Here is a 25,407-nt window from a genome sequence, read left to right on the forward strand (position 1 = left end):
GCATAGAAATTAATCATATTTCTACGTGCATATTTTTAAAATTAACTTTTGATGAACCAAAACAATTTGTTTGATAATACTGAGACTGCATTTACCTTAAAAAGCGACTCAGAGCTAGAAAGAGCGTACTTTCTGTTTAAAATGATTTCTAATGAACCCTTGGTTAGAATAGGAACTGCGGTTACAAATTTTGCCATAAAAGCACATTTGCCAGTTCAAGGGTTGATAAGAGCAACTGTTTTTGATCATTTCTGTGGAGGAGTTAGTGAAGAAGATTGTTTATCGGTAGTAGATAACATGTATGGCAAAAAGGTGTGTTCTGTATTAGATTATTCGGTAGAAGGAAAAGAAGAGGAGGCACAATTTGATGCCGTATTAGAGAAAACGATAAAACTTTTGGAGTTTGCAGATCAAAAAGATGCAATGCCTTTTGGGGTATTTAAACCTACAGGATTTGGTCGTTTTTTAATTTGGCAAAAGAAAACCGAAGGCACTCCTTTAAATGCAGAAGAAGAAAAAGAGTGGGAGCGTATCGAAGAACGTTTTGATATGGTATGCAAAAAAGCCCATGATTGCGATGTAGCTTTACTAATCGATGGAGAAGAAAGCTGGATGCAGGGAGCTGCAGATGAATTGGTGGCTAAAATGATGAGAAAGTATAATAAAGAAAAAGCTATAGTATATAATACATTGCAACTTTATAGACATGATCGCCTGGAGTATTTACAAAAACTACATGAAGAAGCAAGGGTATATGATTTTAAGATTGGTATAAAGATTGTACGTGGCGCGTATATGGAAAAAGAAAACGAACGTGCTAATGAAAAAGGATATCCTACACCTATTTGTAAAGATAAAGAACATACAGATCAGAACTTTGATACTACAATGAAATATATTCTTAAAAACATAGAAGATATCTCTGTTTTTATAGGAACGCATAATGAAGATAGTAGTTACTTGGCAATGAAATTAATGACAGAACTTAATATTGCCAAAGATGACTTTAGAGTTTGGTTTGGACAATTATATGGTATGAGTGATCATATTAGTTTTAATCAGGCAGAAGAAGGGTATAATGTGGCAAAATACCTGCCTTTTGGCCCTGTACGTGATGTAATGCCATACCTAATTCGAAGAGCAGAGGAAAATACTTCGGTTGCTGGACAAACCAGTAGAGAATTAAATTTACTTTCTCAAGAGAAGAAAAGAAGAAGACTATAGGTATACCTTAGAAATTTTGAAAACGAAATTTCAGAATTTCTCGTATTTACAGATTTTAAAAGATGTATATGGGATAAAATGAGGTATATAGTACTGTTTTTATAAGTTAAAAAGAATATAAAAATGAATCTAAACCAAGTTACCATCCCATCCCTTGATGTTGAAACATCTATTTCTTTTTATAAGAAACTAGGTTTACATCTTATTGTTGAATCATTACCGCAGTATGCGCGTTTTGAATGTGTAGATGGTGATGCTACTTTTTCTATCCACCTGGTTGATGCATTGCCCGGAAATAATGGTGTACATATATATTTTGAAACTGAAAAATTAGATAAAGAAGTAGAGCGTCTTACTAGTGAAGGACTGCAATTCGACTTACTGCCAACAGATCAACGATGGTTATGGCGAGAAGCAAGACTTAAAGATCCTGATGGTAACCTAATCATTTTGTATTTTGCTGGAAATAATAGAAAAAATCCACCCTGGAGAATAAACTAACGTATTGATACCTATTTTTATGAGTAATCCAGTCATCGATCAAACCTTTGAAAATCAGGATTTTTCTAATCAAAAATTACCATCAAGAGAATATGATAATTGCATATTTATAAATTGTAATTTTTCTAAGACAGATATGTCTGTGGTTACTTTTTTAGAATGTAGATTTGATACCTGTAATTTTAATGTTGTAATGATGAAAGAGACTTCTTTTCAGGAAGTTACTTTCGAAGCTTGTAAAATGCTGGGATTAGATTTTGGTACATGCAATGATTTTCTATTTGAAGTAAAATTTGATCACTGCAACCTTGATTATATATCTTTTTATGGTTTTTCTATGAAAAATACTAGGTTTAACGATTGTAGCTTAAAAGAAGCAGATTTTACAGATACCAACCTTACTGGTTCAATATTGTCTAATTGTAATTTATCAGGAGCAATTTTTGAAAGAACTATTGCAGATAAAGTTGATTTTAGAACCTCTAAAAACTTTACAATTGATCCAGAAATCAATAAGCTAAAGAGAGCCAGATTTAGTGCATCAGGACTTATAGGGTTGTTGACAAAATATGATTTGGATATTGAGTAGTTTTTTTAGGGCTTTAAAGATAAAGAGGTTGAAAAATCAATATCTTAAAATTCTTTATGAACGATATCCAAAAGAATATATTGATGATTATCATATCAATTAGAATTGGATGTGATATTAATTGATGTAAAAATTGTTACCAATCGCTCAATGACTTCGCGAATCTCTTCTTCATTTAATGAAGCAAATCCCATTCTAATTCCATTATGTCTTGAGTTATCATTATCATAGCGACGCCAATCCGGGTTAAGCTCCATGTCTAGTTTTTCGGCTTCAGCACATATTGTATCCCAATGGTATGCTTTGTTTAGTTTTACCCATATCGCCATTCCGCCTTTAGGGATTTCAAAATCAAAATAATCATCTAATTTTTCTTTTAATAAAGAGCAAAACAGATCTCTTCGTGTTTTATAAATTTTAAGAACCTTGTTACAATGTCTTTGTACATCTCCTGTACTAATCATTTGAGTCAGAGTTTGTTCTAGCAGAGCATCACCTTGCCGATCGATAATCCGTCTTAACCTGGCAGCTTCGTCAACAAAATCTTTTGGAGCAACTAAATATCCAATCCGAATAGAGGGGGCGATGATCTTGGTGAACCCTCCAATGTAGATTACATTTCCGTGGTCATCATTACTGGCTAAGGGTAAAATTGGAGCATTACTATAATGAAAATCATAGTCATAATCATCTTCTATAATTGCAAAATTATGATATTGAGCTAATTGCAATAAATGCATGCGTCGTTCTGCAGAAAGCGTTACGGTAGTTGGGTGATGGTGGTGAGAAGTAGCATAAACAGCACTAATTTGTTTGGTTTTACAAAGTTTTTCGATGGCATTGGTGTCCAATCCTTGGTTATCTACTGGTACTTGCTCTATATGTGCACCTGCCTCTCTAAATGTATTATCAGCAGTCATATAATTGGTATTGCCAACAACAATAATCTTATTTTTTGCAGAAAGTAGTAATTGGCCATTTAAATAGATTCCCATCTGGCTTCCACGAGTAATTAAAATATTATCAATAGTAATATGCAATCCTCTGGTTTGATTAAGATAAGTAACCAAAGCTTTTCTAAGTTCTAAATTTCCATATGTAGAACCATAGGTAAGTAAATCTTCATGGTAACTTTTTTTAGTAATGTTTCGATATATTTTTGCAATTTCCTCTATAGGTGCTAATCTATGATCGGGACATCCATCATCAACAACTAGCATTTTTTGATTGATTTTATTCTTAGTTTTACGTATTAAATGTGGTCGAGTCAGGAATGGGAAACCGCTTTTCTCTTTTCTGTTGTTTTTTGGAGCTGGTTGAACAAAATTTTTAGGATTAACTACAGGTAGAGAACTGGTAACAAAGGTACCTTTTGTTGGAATAGCCTCAACCCATCCTTGTGAGATAAGTTCTTCATATGCCGAAATTACTGTTTTGCGATGAATGTTAAGATCGTTAGCTAGTTTTCGAGACCCTGGCAATTTTGTAGAAGGCGGTAGCTTTCCAGATTTTATGAATCCAATAATCTGATCACATAATTGAAGGTATAGATTGCGATTACTATTTCTGACAAGGATTATGTTATTTTTAAATGGAAACAAAACTGGACTACTAATTATTTATAAACTGGATTACTTTAACACACCATAAAACTATTATTTTTGAGTAAGAAATAAAACAAATTATGGCAGAATATTCAATTTCAGAACTTAATAAAGTAGTTCGTGGTCCAAAAAGAGCAAATTACGATGTAAATACTATTAATTCCATATTGGATGATGCATTTTTATGTCATGTTGGGTATGTTTTTAAAAATCAGGCTATTGTGATTCCTATGGCATACGCCAGAAAGGATGATAAGATCTATTTGCATGGATCACTAAAGAACCGCATGATGTTGAGTTTGTTGGATGCGGGAGAAGCTAGTATATCAGTAACGCATCTTGATGGATTGGTATTAGCAAGGTCGGCTTTTCATCATTCTGCAAATTATAGATCGGTGAATGTATTTGGTAAAGTGAAAAAAGTAGAAGATCCACAAGAAAAAATGGACGCTCTGGAATGCATACTTAATCATATGGTTCCTGGTCATTGGGATAATGTGAGGCAACCAAACGAAAAAGAATTTAAAGGAACTTTAGTTTTAGAAATTAGTATAGAAACGGCTTCAGCAAAAGTAAGAGCAGAAGGAGTAAATGACGAACCTAGTGATCTTGATTTACCGATATGGGCTGGAGTAGTTCCTATTAAACAAGTAGCTTTTGATGCGATTTCTGATAATGATCTACCAAAAAATATAGAAGTGCCAAAAGCAGTATTAAATTATGTGAAGAATAATAAATAATAATAGAAATGCTTACTACCGAAATAAAAGAATATGTTAATAAAAGTGTTTTATGCTGGTTAGCTACATCTTCATTGGATAATATTCCTAATGTATCACCCAAAGAAGTTTTTACGTATTATAGTAATACTAATATTATTATTGCCAATATTGCTTCTCCACAAACCGTTAAAAATATTAGAGAAAATAATAATGTATGTGTTAGTTTTATAGATGTCTTTGTTCAAAAAGGTTTTCAGTTAAAAGGAGTGGCTAATATTGTGGCAAAGGATGATCCAGATTATACTTCTATCCAAACCCCTTTGTTACAGATAACGGGTGGTAAGTTTCCATTCGCAACAATCACAAATATTGTTGTTAAAGAGGTAAAGCGAATACTAGCACCAAAATATATTTTATATCCAGAAACTACTGAAGAACAACAAATACAAAGTGCGCTAAAGCAATACAAACCATAAAAAAACAAGGATATGTTAGAAATAAGACCTAATTGTGAGCATTGTAATAAAGCTTTACCTAATGATAGTGATGAGGCAATGATTTGTTCTTATGAATGTACCTTTTGTACTAGTTGTGTGGATACTGTTCTGCATAATGTATGTCCTAATTGCGGAGGTGGTTTTGAAAAAAGACCAACTCGACCGGTAAATTGCCTAACGGGTAATTGCGTTGAAAAACACCCTGTAGGTATAAGAGTAGTATACAAACCAATTAATGAAAATGCTTTTAAAGAGATTTTGAAAGAGTTTACTAACATAGAACCAAGAAAAAGATAAGAACAAATCTAAGTAACATACTACAAAAAATGAATATTAAAATTATTGAAACTACTGTTGAAGAATTAGATGTTTTGACACAATTATTTGATCAATATATGGTTTTTTATAAGAAGCCTTCAGATACAAACAAGTACAGGTCTTATCTAAAAGAAAGGCTTCAAAATAAAGAAGCAACAGTCTATTTAGCTTTAGATGATAATACTAGCAACCCTGCAGGTTTCGTATTAAATTACTATTCATTTAGTTCAGTATCACAGGGGGAAATATTGATTTTGAATGATTTATTTGTGGTACCTGAGTATCGTAAAAAAGGAGTTGCAGAACGGTTAATTAATTCAGCTTTTGATTTAGCAAAACAAGTTGGAGCTATAAGAGTAGATTTAGGAACAGGAAAAGATAATGCTACAGCTCAAAGATTGTATGAAAAGATTGGATTTGTAAAGGATGAAGATTTTTATGCATACAGTTACACTATTAGAAATAATTGAGATTCTAAAATAGTAACTTAAATAAATTTACTGAAGAAAAGATGATAAAAAATGAAGACGATTGATATAAGAAGAGCAACTATAGAGGATGCAGAAAAGATTTCGTCTTTAGGAAGAAAAACTTTTGATGAATCTTATGGAGAATTTTTTAATAATAAGAATAACCTGATAAGTTATTTGGATTGGGCTTTTTCTATTGAAAAAATCAAAAATAGTTTGACAAAACCCGAAAATCTATATTGGTTGGTTACTGACACTTATAACTCATTACCAATTGGATATGCCAAATTAAAATTAGATTCCCCTTCAGAACTTATTGATGAAGAGAATATTTGTAAGCTTCAGCGTATATATTTATTACAAGGATATGAGGCAAGAGGTATAGGAGGGAAGTTACATCGATGTATTGTACAAGCTGCTGTTGATAGTAAACACAATTACCTATGGTTATCTAATCTGAAACTAAAAAAACAAGCTGTTGCTTTTTATAAAAAGAAAGGCTATCAAATTGCCGGAGAACATAACTTTACTATTGGCGATGAAACTTTTGAGTTTTGGGCAATGAAAACTAAACTGAAATAATTGTAAATAAGTAAAGATTTGAAGTATAGAGTAGCCGATATAAATGACCTGGAAGGATTACGACAATTAGGAAAAATTTCATATGCAGAGTTTTCAAATGTATTAAGTACAGAGAACTGGAACACATTGAGTGCTATTTTAGAAAGCGAAGAAAATGTATTAAATCTTATAGAAATTAGTAAAATTTTTATTTGTGAAATAGATTCGGGTATAGCTGGGATGATTTATTTCATTCCAAATGGAAACCCAACAGAATTGTACGAATCTGATTGGTGCTATATACGATTCTTGGGTGTTGATCCAAAATATCGAGGTCTTGGAATAGGAAAAGAACTAGTTGATCTCTGTATAAGGTATGCAAAAAAGAGTGAAGAAAAAATCATTGCACTGCATACATCAGAGTTTATGAATGCTGCTCGGATCATGTATGAGAAAAAAGGATTTAAAAGAGTAAAAGAAATTGAACGATTAGGAAAAAGATATTGGGTGTATACCATGAAACTTGGTTTCTTCACAAAACTCAGTTAAAGAATAAAGATATGTGTTGCTTTTTTTGAATAAAAGATTCGAAGTCGAGCAACCACATTTTTGAAGAAAAGAGGAGAATCTTCAGGCTTTTCTTTATTGTAAATTACAGTTACTCAGTTTTAATTTTTTATTCCAAATATGAATGTAGTTCTGTAAAAAGTGATCTTTTTTCGGATATTTTTGTCCGAATTCCTTTTGGAGATCAATTTTATATCTAAACAATTAGTATATTACCACCTAACTCATTTATTTCTTTTTATGAGTGTAACTACAATGTGAATAAACCTAACTTTATTTTTGTGTAATGAATAGCATTCATAACAATATTCTTACCCTAGTTTTTATTCTTTCAACGTTCCATCTGTATAGTCAGCAGGATTATTTCAAAACTCTTGAGAGGCAATTTGATAGTATTGAGAACGAGTCATCTGATAAAGCATTACTACATGCTCGAGGGATGGTAGACTATAGTGTGAAATCTAAAAATAATACCTACATGGTTAGTAGTTATGTAAAACTAGCCACCGCTTATGAGAATTTAGCGAAGTCAGATTCTGCAGTTGTGTTTTATGACAAAGCTCTTGATATAAGTAGAACCGTTGATAGTGATACTTTGTTTGCTTTTTCAGTAATAAGAATGAGCCAATTAAATAGTATACGCGGAGATCAGGAAAAAGTTGTAGAGTTAATTTTTGAAGCATTACAGAAAATAGAAAATAATCCAAATCCAAAACAAAAACATGAATTGTATTATAAACTTTCTGAGGTACATAGAGAACTAGCGAGTTTTGATAAAGCAAAGCATTATCTACAGCTTATCATCGAAGAAACAGAATTAGATCATTTACTGGCAGCTGCATATAACTCTTTGGGATTGATTCAATATAGTAATAAGGATTATTATAACGGAAAAGCTAATCTTTTAAAAAGCTTAGAGTTGTATAAGGAACTAAAAGACAACAATAATATTTGTAAGATTTTAATCAATCTAGGAGCGATGCATTACAAATTAAAAAAGATTGAGGAGTCTAAAGAATATCTAATTGAAGCAAGTAAATTGACTAAAGAATTCGGCTATATAAATTTATATAGCATGGTTCTGATTAATCTATCTGTGATATATCATAAAGAAAAAGATTATGAAAAGGAATTAGTTTATTTAAAAAAAGCTGAAGAATTGGCTAAGGAGACTGGTAATTATCAGGCACTTTCTACAGTTGCAAATAATATGATACTTGTATATGCTTTGCAATCCGATATTAAAAAGGTTAGGCGATACATCGTTAGATATCGTAATGCAATTGATAGTTTATATAATTTTAACCGTAATCAAAAAATATTTGAAATAGAGGCTAAATATGAAACTTCAAAAAAAGAATTAGAAATAGCACGTCAAAAAGAGTTGGTGCTTACTCAAAGAACACATATCGTTATTGCTATAGTATTGGTCATGCTATTAAGTATGATATTATATATGTATATACAACGTTTGAAGAGTCAAAAACTATTATATACGAATCAGAAAGAGCTAAACGAGGAAAAGGTTAGCAATTTATTAGATACACATAAGTTGCAAAAAATCAAGGCGTATGTTGATGGTCAAAATGAAGAACGAGAAAGAATTTCAAAAGACTTACATGATGGCATTGGAGGGAGTTTAGCTGCTATCAAGATGCGATTGAATCGTATAAAGAATAGATTGCCTTCAGAGTTAGAGCCCATAATTACTAGTGTAGATTCTACTTACAATGAAATTCGATCCATTTCTCATGACTTAATGCCAAAAAATATTAATCACTTGTATTTTACAGATTTAATGAAAGAACTAGTTGATTTTTCTACCAGTAAAGATATAGAGTATAAATATTATATTCATCCTGAGAAAAAACTAAATAGTATATCAGAAAGTCTACAATTAACAATTTATAGAATTATTCAAGAATTGATAACTAATATAAATAAGCATGCCCAGGCGACCGAAGTATCCATAAATATTGCAATTCATGAAGAAAGTAATATAGTGAATATGATAGTTGAAGATAATGGTAGAGGTTTTAATACTAAAAAAAACAATTCGGGAGTTGGATTAAGAAGTATAAAACAAAGAATATCAGATAATAATGGACTTATAAAAATAGATTCTAACTATGGTATTGGTACGGTAATTTGCGTAGAACTTCCGATAAGAATAAGTAAGTATAGTTAAATTATTGAATAATATCCAACACATTAACTCTGGCAATAGAATCACAATTTTCAATAAGCATGCTAATATTTTTTTCTTTAACAGAACCTTCAATGAAATAGATTTTGCAGGAATCTAGTTTGGTATTACTTTTAGAAAAACTTACATCTCCATTTGTTAATAATAATGCAATATCTGCAGTGTCTATTTGGTATTTCAGCATGTTGTCTGATGCTTGTTCAGAAAAAGTTTTTTTCTTTATTCTGATGTTTTTAAGAACCCTGGCCGAGGGACCATAGTCACAAGAAGCTTTTTTTCCGCCCAAAAAGAAAAATAAAAGAATAAGACCGATGGCAAATCCACCTAAGTAATAAAATAATCGTTGTGCTAATTTCATAAACAGAATGCAATATTATGATGCCAAAAGTAAGTAAAGTTTTAAAGAATTATACTCTTATGAGTTGCAAAGTTTACTGTAAAAAAATTAGAACATAAATGCTATAAAATTAATAGGTTTATATCTCTATAAGAAAGATCAAACCAATCAGCAATAGGTTTGCTGGTCAAAATTCCATGATAAAAATATAACCCATTCTTAAGTCCTCGATCGAAGCGTACGGCATTTTCTATTCCTCCTTCATCACCAATTTGTAATAAATAAGGTGTAAAGATATTGCTTATCGATAATGAAGATGTTCTGGCATATCGAGAAGGGATGTTGGGTACGCAATAATGTATAACTCCATGTTTTTCAAAAGTAGGGTGGTCGTGAGAAGTAACTTCACTTGTTTCAAAACATCCGCCCATATCTATGCTTACATCAATGATTACTGCTCCCTGTTTCATAGCTTCTACCATTGTTTCTGTAACTATAATCGGAGCACGGTTTTTTCCTCTTATAGCTCCAATTACCACATCACAACGGCGTAAAGCTTTTAATAGATTTTTTGGTTGAATAGTAGATGTGTATAATGGCCTGCCTACATTAGTTTGTATACAACGAAGTTTGGTAATAGAGTTGTCAAAGACCTTTACATTTGCACCTAACCCAATAGCCGAACGTGCAGCAAACTCGCCAACAGTACCTGCGCCAAGAATAACGACTTCTACAGGAGGTACACCACTAATATTACCCATCATTAATCCTGACCCCATAGTTGTGACACTACTCATTAATTCTGAAGCAATGAGTACTGCTGCTGTTCCTGCAATCTCGCTAAGTGCTCTTACAGCAGGATAGGCACCATCGATATCTCTAATAAACTCAAAACCAAGTGCTGTAATTCTTTTTTTAGCAAGTCCCTGAAAATATTCTTTGGACTGTGTTTTAAGCTGTAGAGCAGAAATTAGTACGGTTTGTGGGTTTATAAACTCAAGTTCCTCTAAAGAAGGCGGCTCTACTTTTAAAATAATCGGACATCCAAAAACTTTTCTTTTGTCATTAGTGATTTCTGCACCAGCTTCACTATAATCTCTATCGGTAAAACTAGCTCCAATACCAGCATTGGTTTCTAATAAAACTCGATGACCATGTGCTGTTAGTGCAGCCACAGCATCTGGAGTAAGACATACTCGTTTTTCTTGATAATGGGTTTCTTTTGGGATTCCAATAAAAAGTTTTCCTTTTTTGCGGGCTACTTCGATCATTTCTTCCTGCGGTAGCAGCTGCTCTTTGGTAAAAGGAGATTTTGGTGTACTCATTTGCGTGAAATTCTGTAACTCAAATTACGAATAAAAATGCCAAGAAAACAAATAGGATCGCTTATTTGATAGTATAAACTTAATAATCAATACGTCTAAAACGAAAGAATACGCTTTTTATCATCAAGTAAATGGATAGTAATAGTAACACAGTTTTCTGGCAATAAGCTAGAAACTTTTTGTGGCCATTCTATAAATATCCATGCATCAGAATCCAAATATTCTTCAAACCCTATTTGATACGCTTCTTCTTCTTCTTTTATTCTGTAGAAATCGAAATGATATACTAATCCTTTATTACTTTCATATTCATTGACCAAAGAATAGGTAGGACTGGAGATAATATCTTTTACCCCCAGATGTTTACATATTTCTTTTATTAAAGTAGTTTTACCAACTCCCATCTCACCATCAAAGAGAATTATTTTACTCGCTGCATTTGAGATTATTTTTTCTGCCACATCAGGAAGGTCCTGCAAGGTATATTCTATTGTCATTTTAATAATTCGATATTCTAAATCCAGAATACTACAAAAATCTTGAAATTATCTTGGATTTAATACTATAAAAGGAATGATCATTTCTTCTAAAGATACTCCACCATGTTGATATGTATTTCTATAATAACCAACATAATGATTATAGTTATTGGGATATGCAAAGAAATAATCTCCTTTTGCAAAAATAAAAGAACTGCTCATATTTATTGATGGCAAATGTACTTCTTTTGGGTTTGTAGCTTCCAAAACTTCCTTTCTTTCATAGGTAAGACTTTTTCCTGTCTTGTATCGTAGGTTAAGGCTTGTGTTTTTATCACCTATTACCTTAGATGGGTTTTTTACATTTATTGTACCATGATCTGTGGTTATCAGTAATTTAAATCCTAGTTGCTGCGCTTGCTGTATCATTTCCAGTAAAGGAGAATTTCTAAACCAACTTTGAGTCAAAGATCTATACGATTTATCGTTTGAAGCAAGTTCTTTAATAACTTCCATTTCTGTCTTGCTATGCGAAAGCATATCCACAAAATTATATACTACGACTGTTAAATCATTATCTTTTAATCCTTTGAAATTTGCAGCTAAAGTTTTTCCCGATCTTTCATTAGTGATTTTATAATATTCATGTTTGATATCCATGCCCAATCGTTTTAATTGTGCAGTTAGAAAATCATTCTCATGCATATTTTTTCCTCCTTCATCTGTATCATCTAACCAGAGATCAGGATGCATTTTTTTCATTTCAGAGGGCATAAGACCAGAAAAAATTGAATTTCTGGCATATTGAGTTGCTGTTGGTAAAATGCTACAATACGAAATTTCCTGCTCCTTTTTATAATAGTTATTTATCGTAGGTTCAAAAGCTTTCCATTGGTCATATCGTAGATTATCAATCACTACCAAAAGAGTAGGTTGATTTTTACTAATTTCGGGTACTACTTTTTCTCTAAACAAAGTGTGAGACATTATTGGTGCCTCATTTTTTTTATCAAACCAATCGGGATAATTTTTATCGATAAATTTGCAGAATTGCGAATTGGCTTCTACTTTTTGTGATTCTAAAATTTCGAACATCCCGGTATCTTCAATATTCTCTAGTTGTAGTTCCCAGTAAATTAGTCTTTGATATAAATCAGACCACTCCTCGTATGAATTTACCATAGCCATATCCATAGCTATCTTTCTAAACTCCTGCTGGTAATTGGCTGTAGTTTTTTCTGAAACTAAACGAGAGTTATCCAGGTTTTTCTTTAAACTTAGAAGTATTTGATTTGGATTAACGGGCTTGATTAGATAATCAGCAATCTTACTACCAATTGCCTCTTCCATGATATATTCCTCTTCACTTTTGGTAATCATTACTACAGGAATACTATCTTCTTTTTCCTTAATTTCTGATAATGTTTCTATCCCAGAAAGTCCAGGCATGTTTTCATCCAAAAAAATGATGTCAAAATTATTATCGTCTATTATATCTAATGCTTCAGTACCACTTTGACACTTGGTTACGTCATAGTTTTTCTGTTCCAAAAATAATATATGTGGCTTAAGCAAATCAATCTCATCATCTACCCAAAGTATCTTTATTTTACTCATCAAATTTTATTTTTTTTGTTTATAAACTTAATATTTAGCCTATTTGTTCACTTTACTAAGAAAACTTTAATAATTTAATTTCATTTTGAAATGTTTTATATGCCTAGCATATATGTATATTTGCTCCCGTAAATGCAAGATGAACTTGAAAAAAAGAAATAAGCTTAAAATATTAAACGACCCAATTTACGGTTTTATTACGATACCGAATGAACTAATTTTTGATCTGATCGAACATAAGTATTTTCAGAGGTTACGTCGTATATCTCAGATGGGGCTCTCATATTTGGTATACCCGGGAGCACATCATACTAGATTTCACCATGCTTTAGGATGTATGCATCTTATGCAAAAAGCTGTGAGAGTTCTTAGTTTTAAAGGAGTTACCATTTCTGAAGAAGAGGAGGAAGCCCTTTGTGCAGCAATTTTATTACATGATATTGGTCATGGTCCTTTTTCTCATGCGATGGAACATAGTATTGTAAATGAGGTGAATCATGAATCTATTTCCCTCATGTTTATGGAGAAGATTAATGAAGAATTTAACGGTAGTTTAACGCTGGCAATTCAGATTTTTAAGGGAGAATACCATCGTAATTTTTTACACCAGTTGATTTCGAGCCAACTGGATATGGATCGTTTGGACTATTTGAAACGGGATAGTTTTTATACTGGTGTAGCCGAAGGAAATATTAATAGTGAGCGTTTGATTACCATGCTTACTGTTGTTAATGATGAATTAGTAGTAGAGGAAAAGGGAATTTATTCTGTTGAGAAGTTTTTACTAGCTAGGCGTTTGATGTATTGGCAGGTATATCTTCATAAAACAAGCTTAGTAGCAGAGAATTTATTGATTAGAGTATTAAAAAGAGCTAAAGAATTGGCAGATACTGGGGTGACACTAAAAGCAAGTGAAGCACTAACGTTTTTTCTCAAAAATAAGATAACAGCAGAAAACTTCACTTCCGAAGTTTTGGAAACATTTTCTAGATTAGATGATTATGATATTATTTCGGCAATGAAAGAATGGTCACGTTCAGAAGATTTTGTTTTAAGCACGTTGTCTTCGATGATTATTGATAGGGATCTTTTGAAAATAAAAATTAAAAAGAAGCCTTTTCAGAATCATAAAAAAGAAAATCATATCGAAAAATTTAAGAAACAATATAAAATTTCTGATGAAGAAGCTCGTTATTTTATTTTTGAAGGGACTATTTCTAACCAGGCTTACCACCTTAACAAGCAGAATATAAATATTTTATATAAGTCAAGAAAAATTGTAGATGTAGTTAAAGCTACAGATGAGTTTAATCTTGAAGCCCTATCAAAACCAGTAACCAAATATTTTATGTGCTATCCAAAGTACAAACATTAACACATTTTTTATACTTTTGCTAGAATGATTTTTACAGCCACACAAATTGCGGGTATTTTGAACGGGGAAATCGAAGGGGATGAAACCGTCGAAGTATCTAAACTAGCTAAAATTGAAGAAGGAACTAAAGGTTCATTAACCTTTTTGTCAAATCCTAAATATACCCAATATATTTATTCTACTAATGCATCAATAACTATTGTAGATAAAAACTTTGAGGCAGAGTCCGAAATTAAAACAACTCTTATTAGGGTAGATGATGCATATAAAGCTTTTTCCCAACTACTGGAGTACTATAATATGGTAAAGATGAATAAAGCAGGAATAGAACAACCAAGTTTTATTTCTGAAACAGCATCTTTTGGAGAAAATATTTATTTTGGAGCATTTTCATATATAGGAGACAATGTTAAAATCGGTGAAAACGCCAAGATTTTTCCTAATGTATATATAGGAGACAATGTAACTATAGGGGATAATGTAATTGTTTTTGCCGGAGCAAAAATATATTCAGAGACTATAATCGGAAATGATTGTGTAATTCATAGCGGAGCTATAGTAGGAGCTGATGGTTTTGGATTTACACCCAATGAAAAAGGAGAATATAGTAAAGTACCCCAAACAGGTAATGTTGTAATAGAAAACAATGTTGATGTAGGAGCGGGTACAACGATTGATAGAGCTACACTTGGATCTACAATCATACGTACAGGAGTAAAACTAGACAATCAAATACAAATTGCTCATAATGTAGAAATAGGAGAACATACAGCAATTGCTGCTCAGACAGGAATTGCAGGATCTACCAAAATAGGTAAACATTGCTTGATTGGTGGGCAAGTAGGTATTGCGGGACACCTTGTTATAGGTAATAATGTGAAAATTCAGGCGCAATCAGGTATAGGAAGAAATATAAAAGACGGAGAAGCTATTCAGGGTTCCCCTGCTTTAGGATATTCTGACTTTAATAAATCTTATGTACATTTTAAAAATCTTCCCAAATTAGAGGATAGAATATACAAACTAGAGAAAAAGATAAACAATAATGAGTGATATTGTCGTAGGAAAACAAAGAACCATTAAAAAGGAGATAAAGCTTACAGGTGTAGGCCTACATACTGGAAAAGAAGTGAATTTAACTTTTAAACCGGCACCCGAGAATCATGGTTATGCATTTTGCAGAATCGATCTTGAAGGCAATCCTATTATTGAAGCTGATGCTAATTATGTTGTAAATACACAACGAGGGACAAATTTAGAGAAAAACGGAGTCAGTATTCAAACATCAGAACACGTCCTTGCAGCTTGTGTAGGATTAGAGATTGATAATCTTTTGATAGAATTAGACGCATCAGAACCTCCAATTATGGATGGTTCTAGTAAGTTTTTTATTGAAGCTCTGGAGCAAGCTGGTATTGTAGAACAAGAATCAGAAAGAGAAGAATATATCGTAAAAGATGTAATATCTTATATTGACGAAGAGTCTGGTAGTGAGATTATTGTAATGCCATCTGATGAATATCAGGTGACTACAATGGTTGATTTTGGGACCAAAGTTTTAGGGACTCAAAATGCTTCTTTAAAGCGTCTATCGGATTTTAAAAAAGAAATTGCAGATGCTAGAACCTTTAGTTTTCTACATGAATTAGAAATGCTGCTAGAACATGGTTTGATTAAAGGAGGAGACTTAAATAATGCTATCGTGTATGTGGATAAAGAATTAAGTCCAAGTACTATGGAAAAACTTAAAGTAGCATTTGGAAAAGAATCTATTGCTATAAAGCCTAATGGTATTTTGGATAATTTGACATTACATTACCCAAACGAAGCTGCACGCCATAAACTATTGGATGTTATAGGAGATATAGCATTGATAGGAACAAGGATTAGAGGAAAAATCATTGCTAATAAGCCTGGGCATTATGTGAATACTCAGTTTGCTAAAAAGCTTTCGAAGATTATAAAAATTGAAAAACGTAATAAAGTTCCTCAATTTGATCTTTCCAAAGAACCTTTAATGGATATTAATAAGATAATGGGTATGCTTCCGCATAGACCTCCTTTCTTGTTAATAGACAGGATTTTAGAAATGTCTGATAAACATGTGGTCGGCCTTAAAAATGTAACCATGAATGAGCCATTTTTTGTAGGACATTTTCCGGGTGCACCAGTAATGCCAGGAGTACTTCAGATTGAAGCGATGGCTCAGACAGGTGGTATTTTAGCATTGAGTACTGTACCCGATCCAGAAAATTACCTTACCTATTTTATGAAAATAGATAAAGTGAAATTCAAACAGCAAGTATTACCAGGCGATACCTTGATATTTAAATTAGAACTTATAACACCCATTCGTCGTGGTATTTGTCATATGCAGGCTTTTGCCTATGCTAATGGTAAATTAGTTACCGAAGCAGAACTTATGGCGCAAATTGTAAAATCAAAATAATCAATAAAATAGATGAATCAACCATTAGCATACGTTCATCCAGGAGCAAAAATTGCAAAAAATGTTGTAATAGAACCTTTTACAACCATACATAATAATGTGGTGATAGGAGAAGGAACCTGGATAGGTTCTAATGTTACTATTATGGAAGGAGCACGCATAGGAAAAAACTGTAGTATTTTTCCAGGAGCTGTTATTTCTGCTACTCCTCAGGATAAAAAATTTAATGATGAAGATACCATAACCGAAATTGGAGATAATACTACGATTCGAGAGTGTGTTACAATCAATAGAGGGACGACCGATAGAATGAAAACCAAAATAGGAAAAAATTGTTGGATCATGGCATATTGCCATATAGCCCACGATTGTATTGTTGGTGACAACTGTATATTTTCTAATAACAGCACACTAGCAGGTCATATCAATGTTGGTGATTATGTTGTTTTGGCTGGTATGGCTGCGGTACAGCAGTTTTGCAGTATAGGTAATCATGCATTTGTAACAGGAGGATCATTGGTTCGTAAAGATGTCCCTCCATTTGTTAAGGCTGCCAGAGAACCTTTATCATATGTAGGTATTAATTCTATAGGTTTACGCCGAAGAGGATTTACAACAGAAAAAATAAGAGAAGTACAGAATATTTATCGAATATTATACCAACAGAATTATAATAATACTCAAGCAGTAGCGATTATTGAAGCCGAAATGGAAGCAACTCCAGAACGAGATGAGGTTTTAGAATTTATTAAAAATTCTCAGAGAGGAATTATGAAAGGATATTTCTCTAATTAAATAATTCGATAATAGATAATAATCATAAGAAATTAAGGAATAATGGCAAGTACTAGTGATATCAGAAATGGATTGTGTATCAAATACAATCACGACATCTTTAAAGTTATTGAATTTTTACATGTGAAACCTGGTAAAGGACCTGCATTTGTACGTACAAAACTAAAAAGTGTAACTACTGGAAAAGTAATTGATAATACATTTTCTGCAGGACATAAGATAGATGATGTGCGAGTAGAGACACACAAGTTTCAGTACTTATATGCAGAGGGAGATACTTTTCATTTTATGAATACCGAGGATTATAATCAAATCACATTAGAGAAATCCACTTTGGATGCTCCTGGATTATTAAAAGAAGGAGAAGTGGTAACTGTTATTATCAATTCTGAAGACCAAATGCCTCTTTCTGTAGAAATGCCTGCCAGTGTTATTCTTGAAGTAACAGGTACAGAGCCAGGTGTTAAAGGAAATACGGCAACCAATGCTACTAAACCAGCTACCGTAGAGACCGGAGCAGAAGTAATGGTACCTCTTTTTATTAATGAAGGAGATAAAATTAAGGTCGAAACAGAAAAAGGGACGTATAAAGAAAGAATAAAAGAATAACATTTTATATTCCGAATTTTTAGAATGAAATTTCCGCAAGCGCATACCTTACAGCAAATAGCCACTATTATATCGTCAGAGTATGTAGGGGGCTCTAATTTCCCTATTTTAGGGATGAATGAAATACATGTAGTTTCTCCAGGAGATATAGTTTTTGTTGATCATCCCAAATATTACGATAAAGCATTGCAAAGTGCAGCAACAGTAATTTTGATTAATAAAGAAGTAGAATGCCCAGAAGGTAAGGCACTCCTAATCTCTGATGATCCTTTTAGAGATTTTAATATACTTACAACATATTTTAGGCCATTTAAAAAAGCTGATTCTTTGATTTCAGAAACAGCCAAAATAGGTAAAAATACAATTATACAACCTGGTGGTTTTGTTGGGAATAATGTAAATATTGGTGATAATTGCCTTATTCATGCCAATGTAAGCATTTATGATAACACTATTATTGGTAATAATGTTACGATACATGCAGGTACCGTTTTGGGGACAGATGCTTTTTATTATCAGAAAAGACCTCATGGATTTGATAAATTAATTTCTGGAGGTCGTGTGATTATAGAGGATAATGTAGATTTGGGATCGTCATGTACTATAGATAAAGGAGTTACCGGAGATACTATTATAAAAGAAGGAACCAAAATAGATAACCAAGTACATGTTGGCCACGATACTGTAATAGGGAAAAAATGTTTAATTGCTTCTCAAGTAGGCATTTCTGGTTGTGTTGTTATTGAAGATGAAGTAACGATCTGGGGGCAAGTTGGTATTACCAGTGCTATTACTATTGGTAGTAAAGCTATTATTTCTGCGCAATCAGGAGTGAGTAAATCTTTAGAAGCTAATAAGAGTTATTTTGGTACTCCTGCAGATGATTTTAGAAAAAAATACAAGGAGATTGCTGCAATACGACAAATTCCTGATTTGATAGATAAATTGAAAAAAAATGAGTAAAACAGTTAAGGATATAGTACGGTCTTTTTATGAAACAGATCTTATTCATAATACTGAAGCCTTTTCTGAGTATTTACATCCTGAAATTGAATTGTATTGGAATAGCAGTTTTGGGTTCAACAAGAAAGATTTTAATGATATTAAGGCCATGTTTAATGAAATGGCCCTGTCTTTTGAAACTTTGAGATGCGAAATTAGTCACCTTATAGCCGAAGGGGATACAGTGACTATACGATATACATATTATGTTCAAACTATCGAAGCACCAGATAAAGAAGATCCGATAGCTCATTTTATTACAATTTGGGAACTTAAGAATGATAAATTATATAAAGGATATCAAATAAGTCAACAAGTAGATAATGCTCCAGAAAGTATAATGTCATTTATTTCAAAATAATTAGTTTTTCATTTCAACCATAATTTTCAAAAGCTTACTTTTGGAGCTCTAAAAAAATAAAAAATCATAACGCAATGAGTGTTTTAGTTAATAAAGATTCAAAAATTATTGTACAAGGATTTACAGGTAGTGAAGGTACTTTTCATGCAGGTCAAATGATCGAGTATGGAACAAATGTTGTTGGAGGAGTGACTCCCGGAAAAGGAGGACAAACTCATTTGAATAGACCTGTTTTTAATACCGTTGAAGATGCAGTTAGAGAAGTAGATGCAGATACTACAATTATTTTTGTACCACCAGCTTTTGCCGCAGATGCAATTATGGAAGCTGCAGATGCAGGAATAAAAGTAATTATTACAATTACAGAAGGTATTCCCGTTGCGGATATGATTACGGCATCAAACTATATTAGTGATAAAGGATGTAGACTTATTGGTCCAAATTGCCCTGGAGTAATTACACCGGGAGAAGCAAAAGTTGGTATTATGCCAGGGTTTGTATTTAAAAAAGGTAATGTTGGTATTGTATCAAAATCAGGTACACTAACATATGAAGCAGCAGATCAAGTAGTAAAGCAAGGACTTGGGATAACTACTGCAATAGGAATCGGTGGTGATCCAATTATTGGTACCACAACAAAAGAAGCGGTTGAATTACTGATCAATGATCCAGAAACAGACTGTGTGGTTATGATTGGTGAAATAGGAGGTCAATTAGAAGCAGATGCTGCAAAATGGATAAAAGAAAGTGGAACCTCTAAGCCTGTTGTAGGTTTTATTGCTGGTGAAACTGCCCCTGCTGGACGTACCATGGGACATGCCGGAGCTATTGTTGGAGGTAGTGAAGATACTGCAGCAGCAAAAAAAGAAATTATGAGAGAATGCGGAATTCATGTAGTAAACTCTCCTGCAGAAATAGGTAAAAAAGTAGCCGAAGTACTCGGTTAGAAATTATACGATTGGTCTCAAAAAAAGGGATTAGTTTATCGCTTAAAAAAAACTTATAATGAAAATTCATTATAAGTTTTTTTTTATAGCTTACTTAGAAGTTCTGATGCTTCTTTAAATTTGTAATTACTTGAAGATTCTGTGATTTGAAGTAATATGTTTTTTGCTTTTGACAAGTCATTCTTTTTGAGAAATAATAAAGCTTTATACCATTGTCCTTTAGGACTGTCTATAAATTTGTTTTCTATTAACGTATTAAAACTGATTTCTGCTTTATCGAATTGCCCTAGTTCCATTTGAGAAATTCCAGTATAAAGATATATGGTTGCTCTATTCTCTTGAGCAGTAGAAAACTCCTTCTCTAAAATACCCAATGATTGCTCATATTCTTTAGCTTCAAATAATTTTTGCGCTTTGATTAGTAATTTTTGTTCACTATTGCCCCGGTCTACTAAAGAAGGTAGTTCTGATAAATCTAAATAATATGCGTATAGTTCATTAGGAGAAGTTTTAAAAGGAGAAAAAAGAGTAAGACCAATGATAACCAAAATAACTGCGATACCAGTGTATAGAATCCAAGACCGGTTTCTTTTCTTTTCTTTTAGCTGATATTTAGAATTTACAGCATACAATGTGTCTTTTAGTGTCTGAGTTGATTCACTTCTAAGTATTTTCTCATACTCATCAATTTCAGGGTGATGAATATTACTACTAATACTCCATTCAGAATCATTTAAATTAAGAATGAGTTGTTTCTCAAAATTAACTTTTTCAAGAAAATCTTTATCACTTTCCATTCTTGACAAAACCAGATCTCTTTCTTTTTCTGTGAGTTTGTTATTTAGAAAATCCTGAATTAATATATGTTCATCTATACTCATAGTTTTTTTAGAGAATTATAACGCTCATCGTTTTTGATTACTTCAGATAATTTTGCTTTACATTTAAAAACACGCTGCCTGGCAACGGTTTCAGAATTATAACCCATTGTTTTTACAATATCTTTATAAGAAGTATTATTAAAAAATAGGGTTAATATTTTTTTGCAATTATCTGAGATTAAACTCAATTTTTCGGTAAACAATTCCCATCTTTTTTGTTCTAGAATTGATAATGCAAGATTACGCTCAGCAGGTACTAGTTCAATAATTTCACTATTTGTTACCCTGTTTTTTAATTTTTTTAATTCTCTACGCCATAAATTTTTACAAGAGGTAAATAAATAGGCTTCAAAACTACTTTTGATTTCGAATCTTTCTTTACGGTATCGAACGGTAATCTGTAACAAAGCCTTTTGAAAAATATCTTCGGCATCCTGTTGTTGTCCTTTATTTTGTATAATAAATTTTCTAACTCTAGGAAATACCAGGTTATAGATGTTCATGATTCCTTTAGAATCATTATTAAGTAAACTAGTAAGGTGTTGTGTTTTTTCCGTCATCAAAAAATTGTGAATCTATTATGCGAAAATAATTTTTTTATCTTCGTTTGGGTAACAAAATTGATGTTTTGGTAACTGATAAGGTGAAAGTAAATTAATTTATAAAATTATAGTGATGAAAAGAAGTTTTTTTTTGAATATAGTATTGATTATATGTGCATTTTTGTCTGTAGTAAGTTGTACATATGATACTGATATACCTTATGATGTTACTAAAAAAACAGATGTGAAGCAGGTACGTGCTGTTAGAACTATGGAAGTTTTAATTGAATATAGAAAAGGGACTTCGGAATATAATAAGGAAAAAGTTCGTGGCAATTACATCCGCACCGGGCTGCTGTTAAGTTGGGAAGAATGTGAAATTAAGGATAATGACGATGTTGAAGTTTGGGTAGTAAATGCTGAAATTTATTATGCAAAAGATCCTGCACCACTTACCAATCCTGATAAAGAAGATATGGATAAAGTGACATTGAATGCTAACTGTAAAGACTATAAGTAAGATTAATATTGAAATCGTATAAATTTCTATGGATAGGATTCTTGTGCATAACAATAAATGGAAATGCTCAGGACCTGTATGAATATTACGAATCTTTATGGGATCGTAAGGACATCACTATTTCTAGTATTGAAAAAGAAGTTGATAGTATTATAGACCTTTATGAGAAAAAAGAACAGTATTTACATAGTATTAAAATCGCTCATGAATTTTCTAGAAAACTCTATCGAGAAGATTTATATACAAAGGGAATTAACTATGTAGAATACGAAATATCAGTATACCGAAAGTTAAATTTAAGAAATAATATGTATGCAAAAGCTCTATATAATTTAGGGCTTTTTTATTCCCTTGTAAAGAATTTTGAAAAATCTATAACTTGTTATCAAGAAGTAGTTGATATTAATACCGATGAGTATAGTACCGCCAAGGCATTTTGCGAATTAGGAAAGTATTATTATAAAAGAGGAGATTTTTTTAGATCAAAAGATTACTATTCTCGTGGGGTTACTGGTTTAGAAAAATTTGATAAAAAGAAACTTTTAATAAAAAAATATATAGATTATTATCATGTTTTATTTGGGATAGACACTAAAAAGAGTCTGGACCAAATGTTTGAAGTGATGAATAAGACTAATCAGCTTTTTCTTCTTGTTCAAGATTATTCATTAAACGATTATCGTACTTTGAACAATGACTATGCAAATTATTATTCTACCGAAGAAAGATTAGATTTTCATAAAGCCAGGTATTATAGCTATCGAAACCTAAATAAAGCCATACAGGATAATGATTCTACTTTTATATGTACATCTTATACCAACCTTGGAAGATTGTATATAGATGCTAAAGATGAAACACAAAAAGACAGCGTTCTCTTCTTTTTGAATAATGGATTGAAATATTCTCGAAGAAGAGAAGAGAAGTCTATTGTATACCATCAATTGAGTAATTATTATTTAGATAAGAATGAGTATCACGATGCACTTGTTAATATTCAAAAATCTTTAATTGAGAGTATTCGTCTGGATCAGAATATCTCAGCTTTACCTAGGCAGAATGATTTAATGATTTCGGATAATCAGTACTATGTTTTATTAGCCTTGATCCAGAAAGCAACTATTCTTATAAAATTATATGAGAAAGAAAATAATAGTAAACATATTGAACTTGCGCTTTCTAATTTGTTATCAGCAGATAAATTAGTTGATATTTTACTCGATGTTAGCAAGGAAGAAAAATCAAGATTAAACTGGCGAAAAAAAGCTTCAGAAATTTATCTAAAGGGAATACTGGTTTGTGAAATTCTTGATAAAGAAGAAAAAGCCTTTTACTTTTCAGAAAAAAAGAAAGCATTACTTTTAACAGAAGATATCCTTAAGAATACTGATAAATGGCAATTACCAGGTGAAATATTAGAACAAGAAAATGAGCTTAAAAAACAGATTCTAGATTTAGAAAATTTAATTTCTTCTCAGAAAAATAGAGATAGTATTAAGAAGTTAGAGTATAAGCGTTTTGAATTAAAACAACAATATCAGAAACAAGAAGATTCTTTACAAATAGCATTTCCAGATTATTACAAAGAGAAAGAAACGACTAGCATAATTGATTTAAAGAAAATTCAAGAAACTTTAGATAAAGACAGTGTTATCATATCTTATGTTAGTAATAGGGATGATGATGATGATTCTTTTAGTGAATTGTATGCTGTTTTGGTTTCTAATACCAAAACAGAAATAATAAGAATAAGCGAATTAAAAGCTGTAGAAAAGCTAATCAGAACATACAGAAATCAATTATCTAAACCTTTTGAGACAGAAGAAGATAGATTAAGATTTCAGGAAATAGCTTCCGAATTATATACTTTATTGATTCCAAAAGGCAAAATCTCAACGTCTTTGAATCAAAAACACCTTATTATAATTCCTGATGGTACTCTACAATATATTCCTTTTGAATCCTTAGTAGTAGATAAGAATACCAATCGATATCTTATAGAAGACAACGAAATAAGTTATGGGTATTCTATGTCTTTTTTACAGCATAATGCTACCGTAAAGAGAAAACCATCTATGGATTTAGTAGCCTTTGCTCCAGTAACTTTTGCACATAGTGATTTAGATGATATTACCAACAGTATCAATGAAATTAATGCTATAGATAATTATATATCCTTAAATAGTTACCTAGAAAAGGAAGCATCTAAACAAAACTTTTTATCCAAAACAACGAATCATAAAATAATCCACCTGGCTACGCATGCTAATTTTTCGGATAACCTTCAAATAGCATTTAATGATACTAGTCTAGAATATCATGAGTTATATACGTCCAGAAATCAAGCAGAATTAGTGGTATTAAGTGCTTGTAATACGTCTTTAGGAAAAATAGCTAAAGGAGAAGGTGTTATGAGTTTGGCTAGAGGATTTTTCTATGCAGGGACTAATACGGTGATTTCATCTCTATGGAATGCTAATGATAAATCTACAGCTCAAATAATGGAAAGCTTTTATAGTAATTTAGATAAGGGGCAAACTAAATCTAAAGCTTTGCATAATGCCAAAATTGAATATATAAACTCTACTTCTTTATCAGACGCTTCTCCACATTATTGGGCAACATTTGTATTAATTGGTGATTCAGAAACCAAATTATTTCCATCCAATAATCTCTTCTATGGGATTATTTCATTCCTTTTTTTAGTATTGATAATCAGTGTTTTACTGTTTTTTATCAAAAAAAGATAATTTTTTTGGGTAACAAAATACTAGTTATGGTCACAGGACAGCATAATTATTAAAAGAGAATCTTTTTTTTCTTTTCTAATTATATCATAAAAATTCTTTCGCGAAGAATGGACATACACTATGAGTGTCTTTAAATGTTTATAGTATTAATACAATTAA

At 31.8% G+C, this 25,407-nt stretch carries 27 protein-coding genes; 20 read left to right on the forward strand and 7 right to left on the reverse strand.

Annotated features, from left to right (window positions below; translation table 11 throughout):
• The first annotated feature begins 51 nt into the window (after positions 1-51).
• The 3 genes from AAFU52_RS20770 (at position 52) to AAFU52_RS20780 (ending at position 2,314) form a co-directional block, all read left to right on the forward strand.
• On the forward strand, positions 52-1,224 hold the full coding sequence (locus tag AAFU52_RS20770; RefSeq protein WP_024769279.1) for a proline dehydrogenase family protein: 1,173 nt from the start codon (positions 52-54) through the stop codon (positions 1,222-1,224).
• Positions 1,225-1,347: 123 nt separating this feature from the next.
• Positions 1,348-1,725: a VOC family protein gene (locus AAFU52_RS20775; RefSeq protein WP_024769280.1), complete on the forward strand. Its 378-nt coding sequence runs from the start codon at positions 1,348-1,350 to the stop codon at positions 1,723-1,725.
• A 19-nt stretch (positions 1,726-1,744) separates the two neighbouring features.
• Positions 1,745-2,314 carry a pentapeptide repeat-containing protein gene (locus tag AAFU52_RS20780; protein ID WP_438423418.1) on the forward strand — a complete coding sequence of 190 codons (570 nt, stop codon included), beginning with the start codon at positions 1,745-1,747 and terminating at the stop codon, positions 2,312-2,314.
• A 95-nt stretch (positions 2,315-2,409) separates the two neighbouring features.
• Here AAFU52_RS20780 and AAFU52_RS20785 read toward each other — a convergent pair whose 3' ends face one another.
• Positions 2,410-3,915: a PLP-dependent aminotransferase family protein gene (locus AAFU52_RS20785; RefSeq protein ID WP_438423419.1), complete on the reverse strand. Its 1,506-nt coding sequence runs from the start codon at positions 3,913-3,915 to the stop codon at positions 2,410-2,412.
• An 83-nt stretch (positions 3,916-3,998) separates the two neighbouring features.
• On the opposite strand from AAFU52_RS20785, the gene AAFU52_RS20790 reads away from it, so the two are divergent.
• From AAFU52_RS20790 to AAFU52_RS20820, 7 genes are all read left to right on the forward strand, one after another.
• On the forward strand, positions 3,999-4,658 hold the full coding sequence (locus tag AAFU52_RS20790; RefSeq protein WP_438423420.1) for a pyridoxamine 5'-phosphate oxidase family protein: 660 nt from the start codon (positions 3,999-4,001) through the stop codon (positions 4,656-4,658).
• An 8-nt stretch (positions 4,659-4,666) separates the two neighbouring features.
• Positions 4,667-5,116 (forward strand): pyridoxamine 5'-phosphate oxidase family protein, encoded by a 450-nt coding sequence (locus tag AAFU52_RS20795; protein ID WP_438423421.1) that lies wholly within the window; start codon positions 4,667-4,669, stop codon positions 5,114-5,116.
• A gap of 12 nt (positions 5,117-5,128) precedes the next feature.
• Positions 5,129-5,434: a DUF1272 domain-containing protein gene (locus AAFU52_RS20800; RefSeq protein ID WP_438423422.1), complete on the forward strand. Its 306-nt coding sequence runs from the start codon at positions 5,129-5,131 to the stop codon at positions 5,432-5,434.
• A 29-nt stretch (positions 5,435-5,463) separates the two neighbouring features.
• The gene (locus AAFU52_RS20805) at positions 5,464-5,925 is read left to right on the forward strand and encodes a GNAT family N-acetyltransferase (protein WP_438423423.1); all 462 of its coding nucleotides are present in this window, start codon (positions 5,464-5,466) and stop codon (positions 5,923-5,925) included.
• 51 nt (positions 5,926-5,976) lie between these two features.
• The gene (locus AAFU52_RS20810) at positions 5,977-6,507 is read left to right on the forward strand and encodes a GNAT family N-acetyltransferase (protein WP_438423424.1); all 531 of its coding nucleotides are present in this window, start codon (positions 5,977-5,979) and stop codon (positions 6,505-6,507) included.
• Between the two features lie 18 nt (positions 6,508-6,525).
• Positions 6,526-7,035 carry a GNAT family N-acetyltransferase gene (locus AAFU52_RS20815; RefSeq protein ID WP_438423425.1) on the forward strand — a complete coding sequence of 170 codons (510 nt, stop codon included), beginning with the start codon at positions 6,526-6,528 and terminating at the stop codon, positions 7,033-7,035.
• 304 nt (positions 7,036-7,339) lie between these two features.
• Positions 7,340-9,241, forward strand: a complete 1,902-nt coding sequence (locus AAFU52_RS20820) for a tetratricopeptide repeat-containing sensor histidine kinase (protein ID WP_438423426.1) — start codon at positions 7,340-7,342, stop codon at positions 9,239-9,241.
• 1 nt (position 9,242) lies between these two features.
• Here AAFU52_RS20820 and AAFU52_RS20825 read toward each other — a convergent pair whose 3' ends face one another.
• The 4 genes from AAFU52_RS20825 to AAFU52_RS20840 all read right to left on the reverse strand — a co-directional run bounded on the left by AAFU52_RS20825 (position 9,243) and on the right by AAFU52_RS20840 (position 13,017).
• The gene (locus AAFU52_RS20825; protein WP_024769290.1) at positions 9,243-9,617 is read right to left on the reverse strand and encodes a DUF4258 domain-containing protein; all 375 of its coding nucleotides are present in this window, start codon (positions 9,615-9,617) and stop codon (positions 9,243-9,245) included.
• Between the two features lie 101 nt (positions 9,618-9,718).
• The gene (locus AAFU52_RS20830) at positions 9,719-10,921 is read right to left on the reverse strand and encodes an alanine dehydrogenase (protein WP_024769291.1); all 1,203 of its coding nucleotides are present in this window, start codon (positions 10,919-10,921) and stop codon (positions 9,719-9,721) included.
• A gap of 95 nt (positions 10,922-11,016) precedes the next feature.
• The gene (gene tsaE / locus AAFU52_RS20835; protein ID WP_024769292.1) at positions 11,017-11,418 is read right to left on the reverse strand and encodes a tRNA (adenosine(37)-N6)-threonylcarbamoyltransferase complex ATPase subunit type 1 TsaE; all 402 of its coding nucleotides are present in this window, start codon (positions 11,416-11,418) and stop codon (positions 11,017-11,019) included.
• A gap of 48 nt (positions 11,419-11,466) precedes the next feature.
• Positions 11,467-13,017: a bifunctional response regulator/alkaline phosphatase family protein gene (locus AAFU52_RS20840; RefSeq protein ID WP_024769293.1), complete on the reverse strand. Its 1,551-nt coding sequence runs from the start codon at positions 13,015-13,017 to the stop codon at positions 11,467-11,469.
• 145 nt (positions 13,018-13,162) lie between these two features.
• Between AAFU52_RS20840 and AAFU52_RS20845 the strand changes: the two genes are divergently transcribed.
• The 8 genes from AAFU52_RS20845 (at position 13,163) to sucD (ending at position 20,555) form a co-directional block, all read left to right on the forward strand.
• Positions 13,163-14,392: an HD domain-containing protein gene (locus AAFU52_RS20845; protein WP_438426650.1), complete on the forward strand. Its 1,230-nt coding sequence runs from the start codon at positions 13,163-13,165 to the stop codon at positions 14,390-14,392.
• 24 nt (positions 14,393-14,416) lie between these two features.
• On the forward strand, positions 14,417-15,445 hold the full coding sequence (gene lpxD / locus AAFU52_RS20850; RefSeq protein ID WP_438423427.1) for a UDP-3-O-(3-hydroxymyristoyl)glucosamine N-acyltransferase: 1,029 nt from the start codon (positions 14,417-14,419) through the stop codon (positions 15,443-15,445).
• Entirely contained in the window at positions 15,438-16,841 is a 1,404-nt protein-coding gene (locus tag AAFU52_RS20855; RefSeq protein ID WP_024769296.1) for a bifunctional UDP-3-O-[3-hydroxymyristoyl] N-acetylglucosamine deacetylase/3-hydroxyacyl-ACP dehydratase, read from the forward strand. The genes lpxD (AAFU52_RS20850) and AAFU52_RS20855 overlap by 8 nt, the downstream gene beginning before the upstream one ends.
• A 12-nt stretch (positions 16,842-16,853) precedes the next feature.
• Positions 16,854-17,636: an acyl-ACP--UDP-N-acetylglucosamine O-acyltransferase gene (gene lpxA, locus AAFU52_RS20860; protein ID WP_024769297.1), complete on the forward strand. Its 783-nt coding sequence runs from the start codon at positions 16,854-16,856 to the stop codon at positions 17,634-17,636.
• Between the two features lie 42 nt (positions 17,637-17,678).
• Entirely contained in the window at positions 17,679-18,245 is a 567-nt protein-coding gene (efp, locus tag AAFU52_RS20865; RefSeq protein WP_024769298.1) for an elongation factor P, read from the forward strand.
• 24 nt (positions 18,246-18,269) lie between these two features.
• Positions 18,270-19,208 (forward strand): UDP-3-O-(3-hydroxymyristoyl)glucosamine N-acyltransferase, encoded by a 939-nt coding sequence (lpxD, locus tag AAFU52_RS20870; protein ID WP_438423428.1) that lies wholly within the window; start codon positions 18,270-18,272, stop codon positions 19,206-19,208.
• Positions 19,201-19,608 carry a nuclear transport factor 2 family protein gene (locus AAFU52_RS20875; RefSeq protein WP_438423429.1) on the forward strand — a complete coding sequence of 136 codons (408 nt, stop codon included), beginning with the start codon at positions 19,201-19,203 and terminating at the stop codon, positions 19,606-19,608. Before lpxD (AAFU52_RS20870) ends, AAFU52_RS20875 begins: the two co-directional genes overlap by 8 nt.
• A 74-nt stretch (positions 19,609-19,682) precedes the next feature.
• Entirely contained in the window at positions 19,683-20,555 is an 873-nt protein-coding gene (gene sucD, locus AAFU52_RS20880) for a succinate--CoA ligase subunit alpha (protein WP_438423430.1), read from the forward strand.
• A gap of 83 nt (positions 20,556-20,638) precedes the next feature.
• On the opposite strand, the gene AAFU52_RS20885 is transcribed toward sucD, so the two are convergent.
• Entirely contained in the window at positions 20,639-21,436 is a 798-nt protein-coding gene (locus AAFU52_RS20885) for a tetratricopeptide repeat protein (RefSeq protein WP_438423431.1), read from the reverse strand.
• Positions 21,433-21,996 (reverse strand): RNA polymerase sigma factor, encoded by a 564-nt coding sequence (locus AAFU52_RS20890; RefSeq protein WP_024769302.1) that lies wholly within the window; start codon positions 21,994-21,996, stop codon positions 21,433-21,435. Before AAFU52_RS20890 ends, AAFU52_RS20885 begins: the two co-directional genes overlap by 4 nt.
• A 115-nt stretch (positions 21,997-22,111) precedes the next feature.
• Here AAFU52_RS20890 and AAFU52_RS20895 point away from each other — a divergent pair, with 115 nt between their 5' ends.
• Complete coding sequence (locus tag AAFU52_RS20895) at positions 22,112-22,498, forward strand: hypothetical protein (protein WP_035090789.1); 387 nt, start codon at positions 22,112-22,114, stop codon at positions 22,496-22,498.
• An 8-nt stretch (positions 22,499-22,506) separates the two neighbouring features.
• Positions 22,507-25,248, forward strand: coding sequence for a CHAT domain-containing protein (locus AAFU52_RS20900; protein WP_438423432.1), 2,742 nt, complete (start codon positions 22,507-22,509; stop codon positions 25,246-25,248).
• The last annotated feature ends 159 nt before the right edge of the window (positions 25,249-25,407 follow it).

Origin of the sequence: Aquimarina macrocephali, from assembly GCF_051627225.1 — a bacterium.
GTDB classification, from domain to species: domain Bacteria; phylum Bacteroidota; class Bacteroidia; order Flavobacteriales; family Flavobacteriaceae; genus Aquimarina; species Aquimarina macrocephali.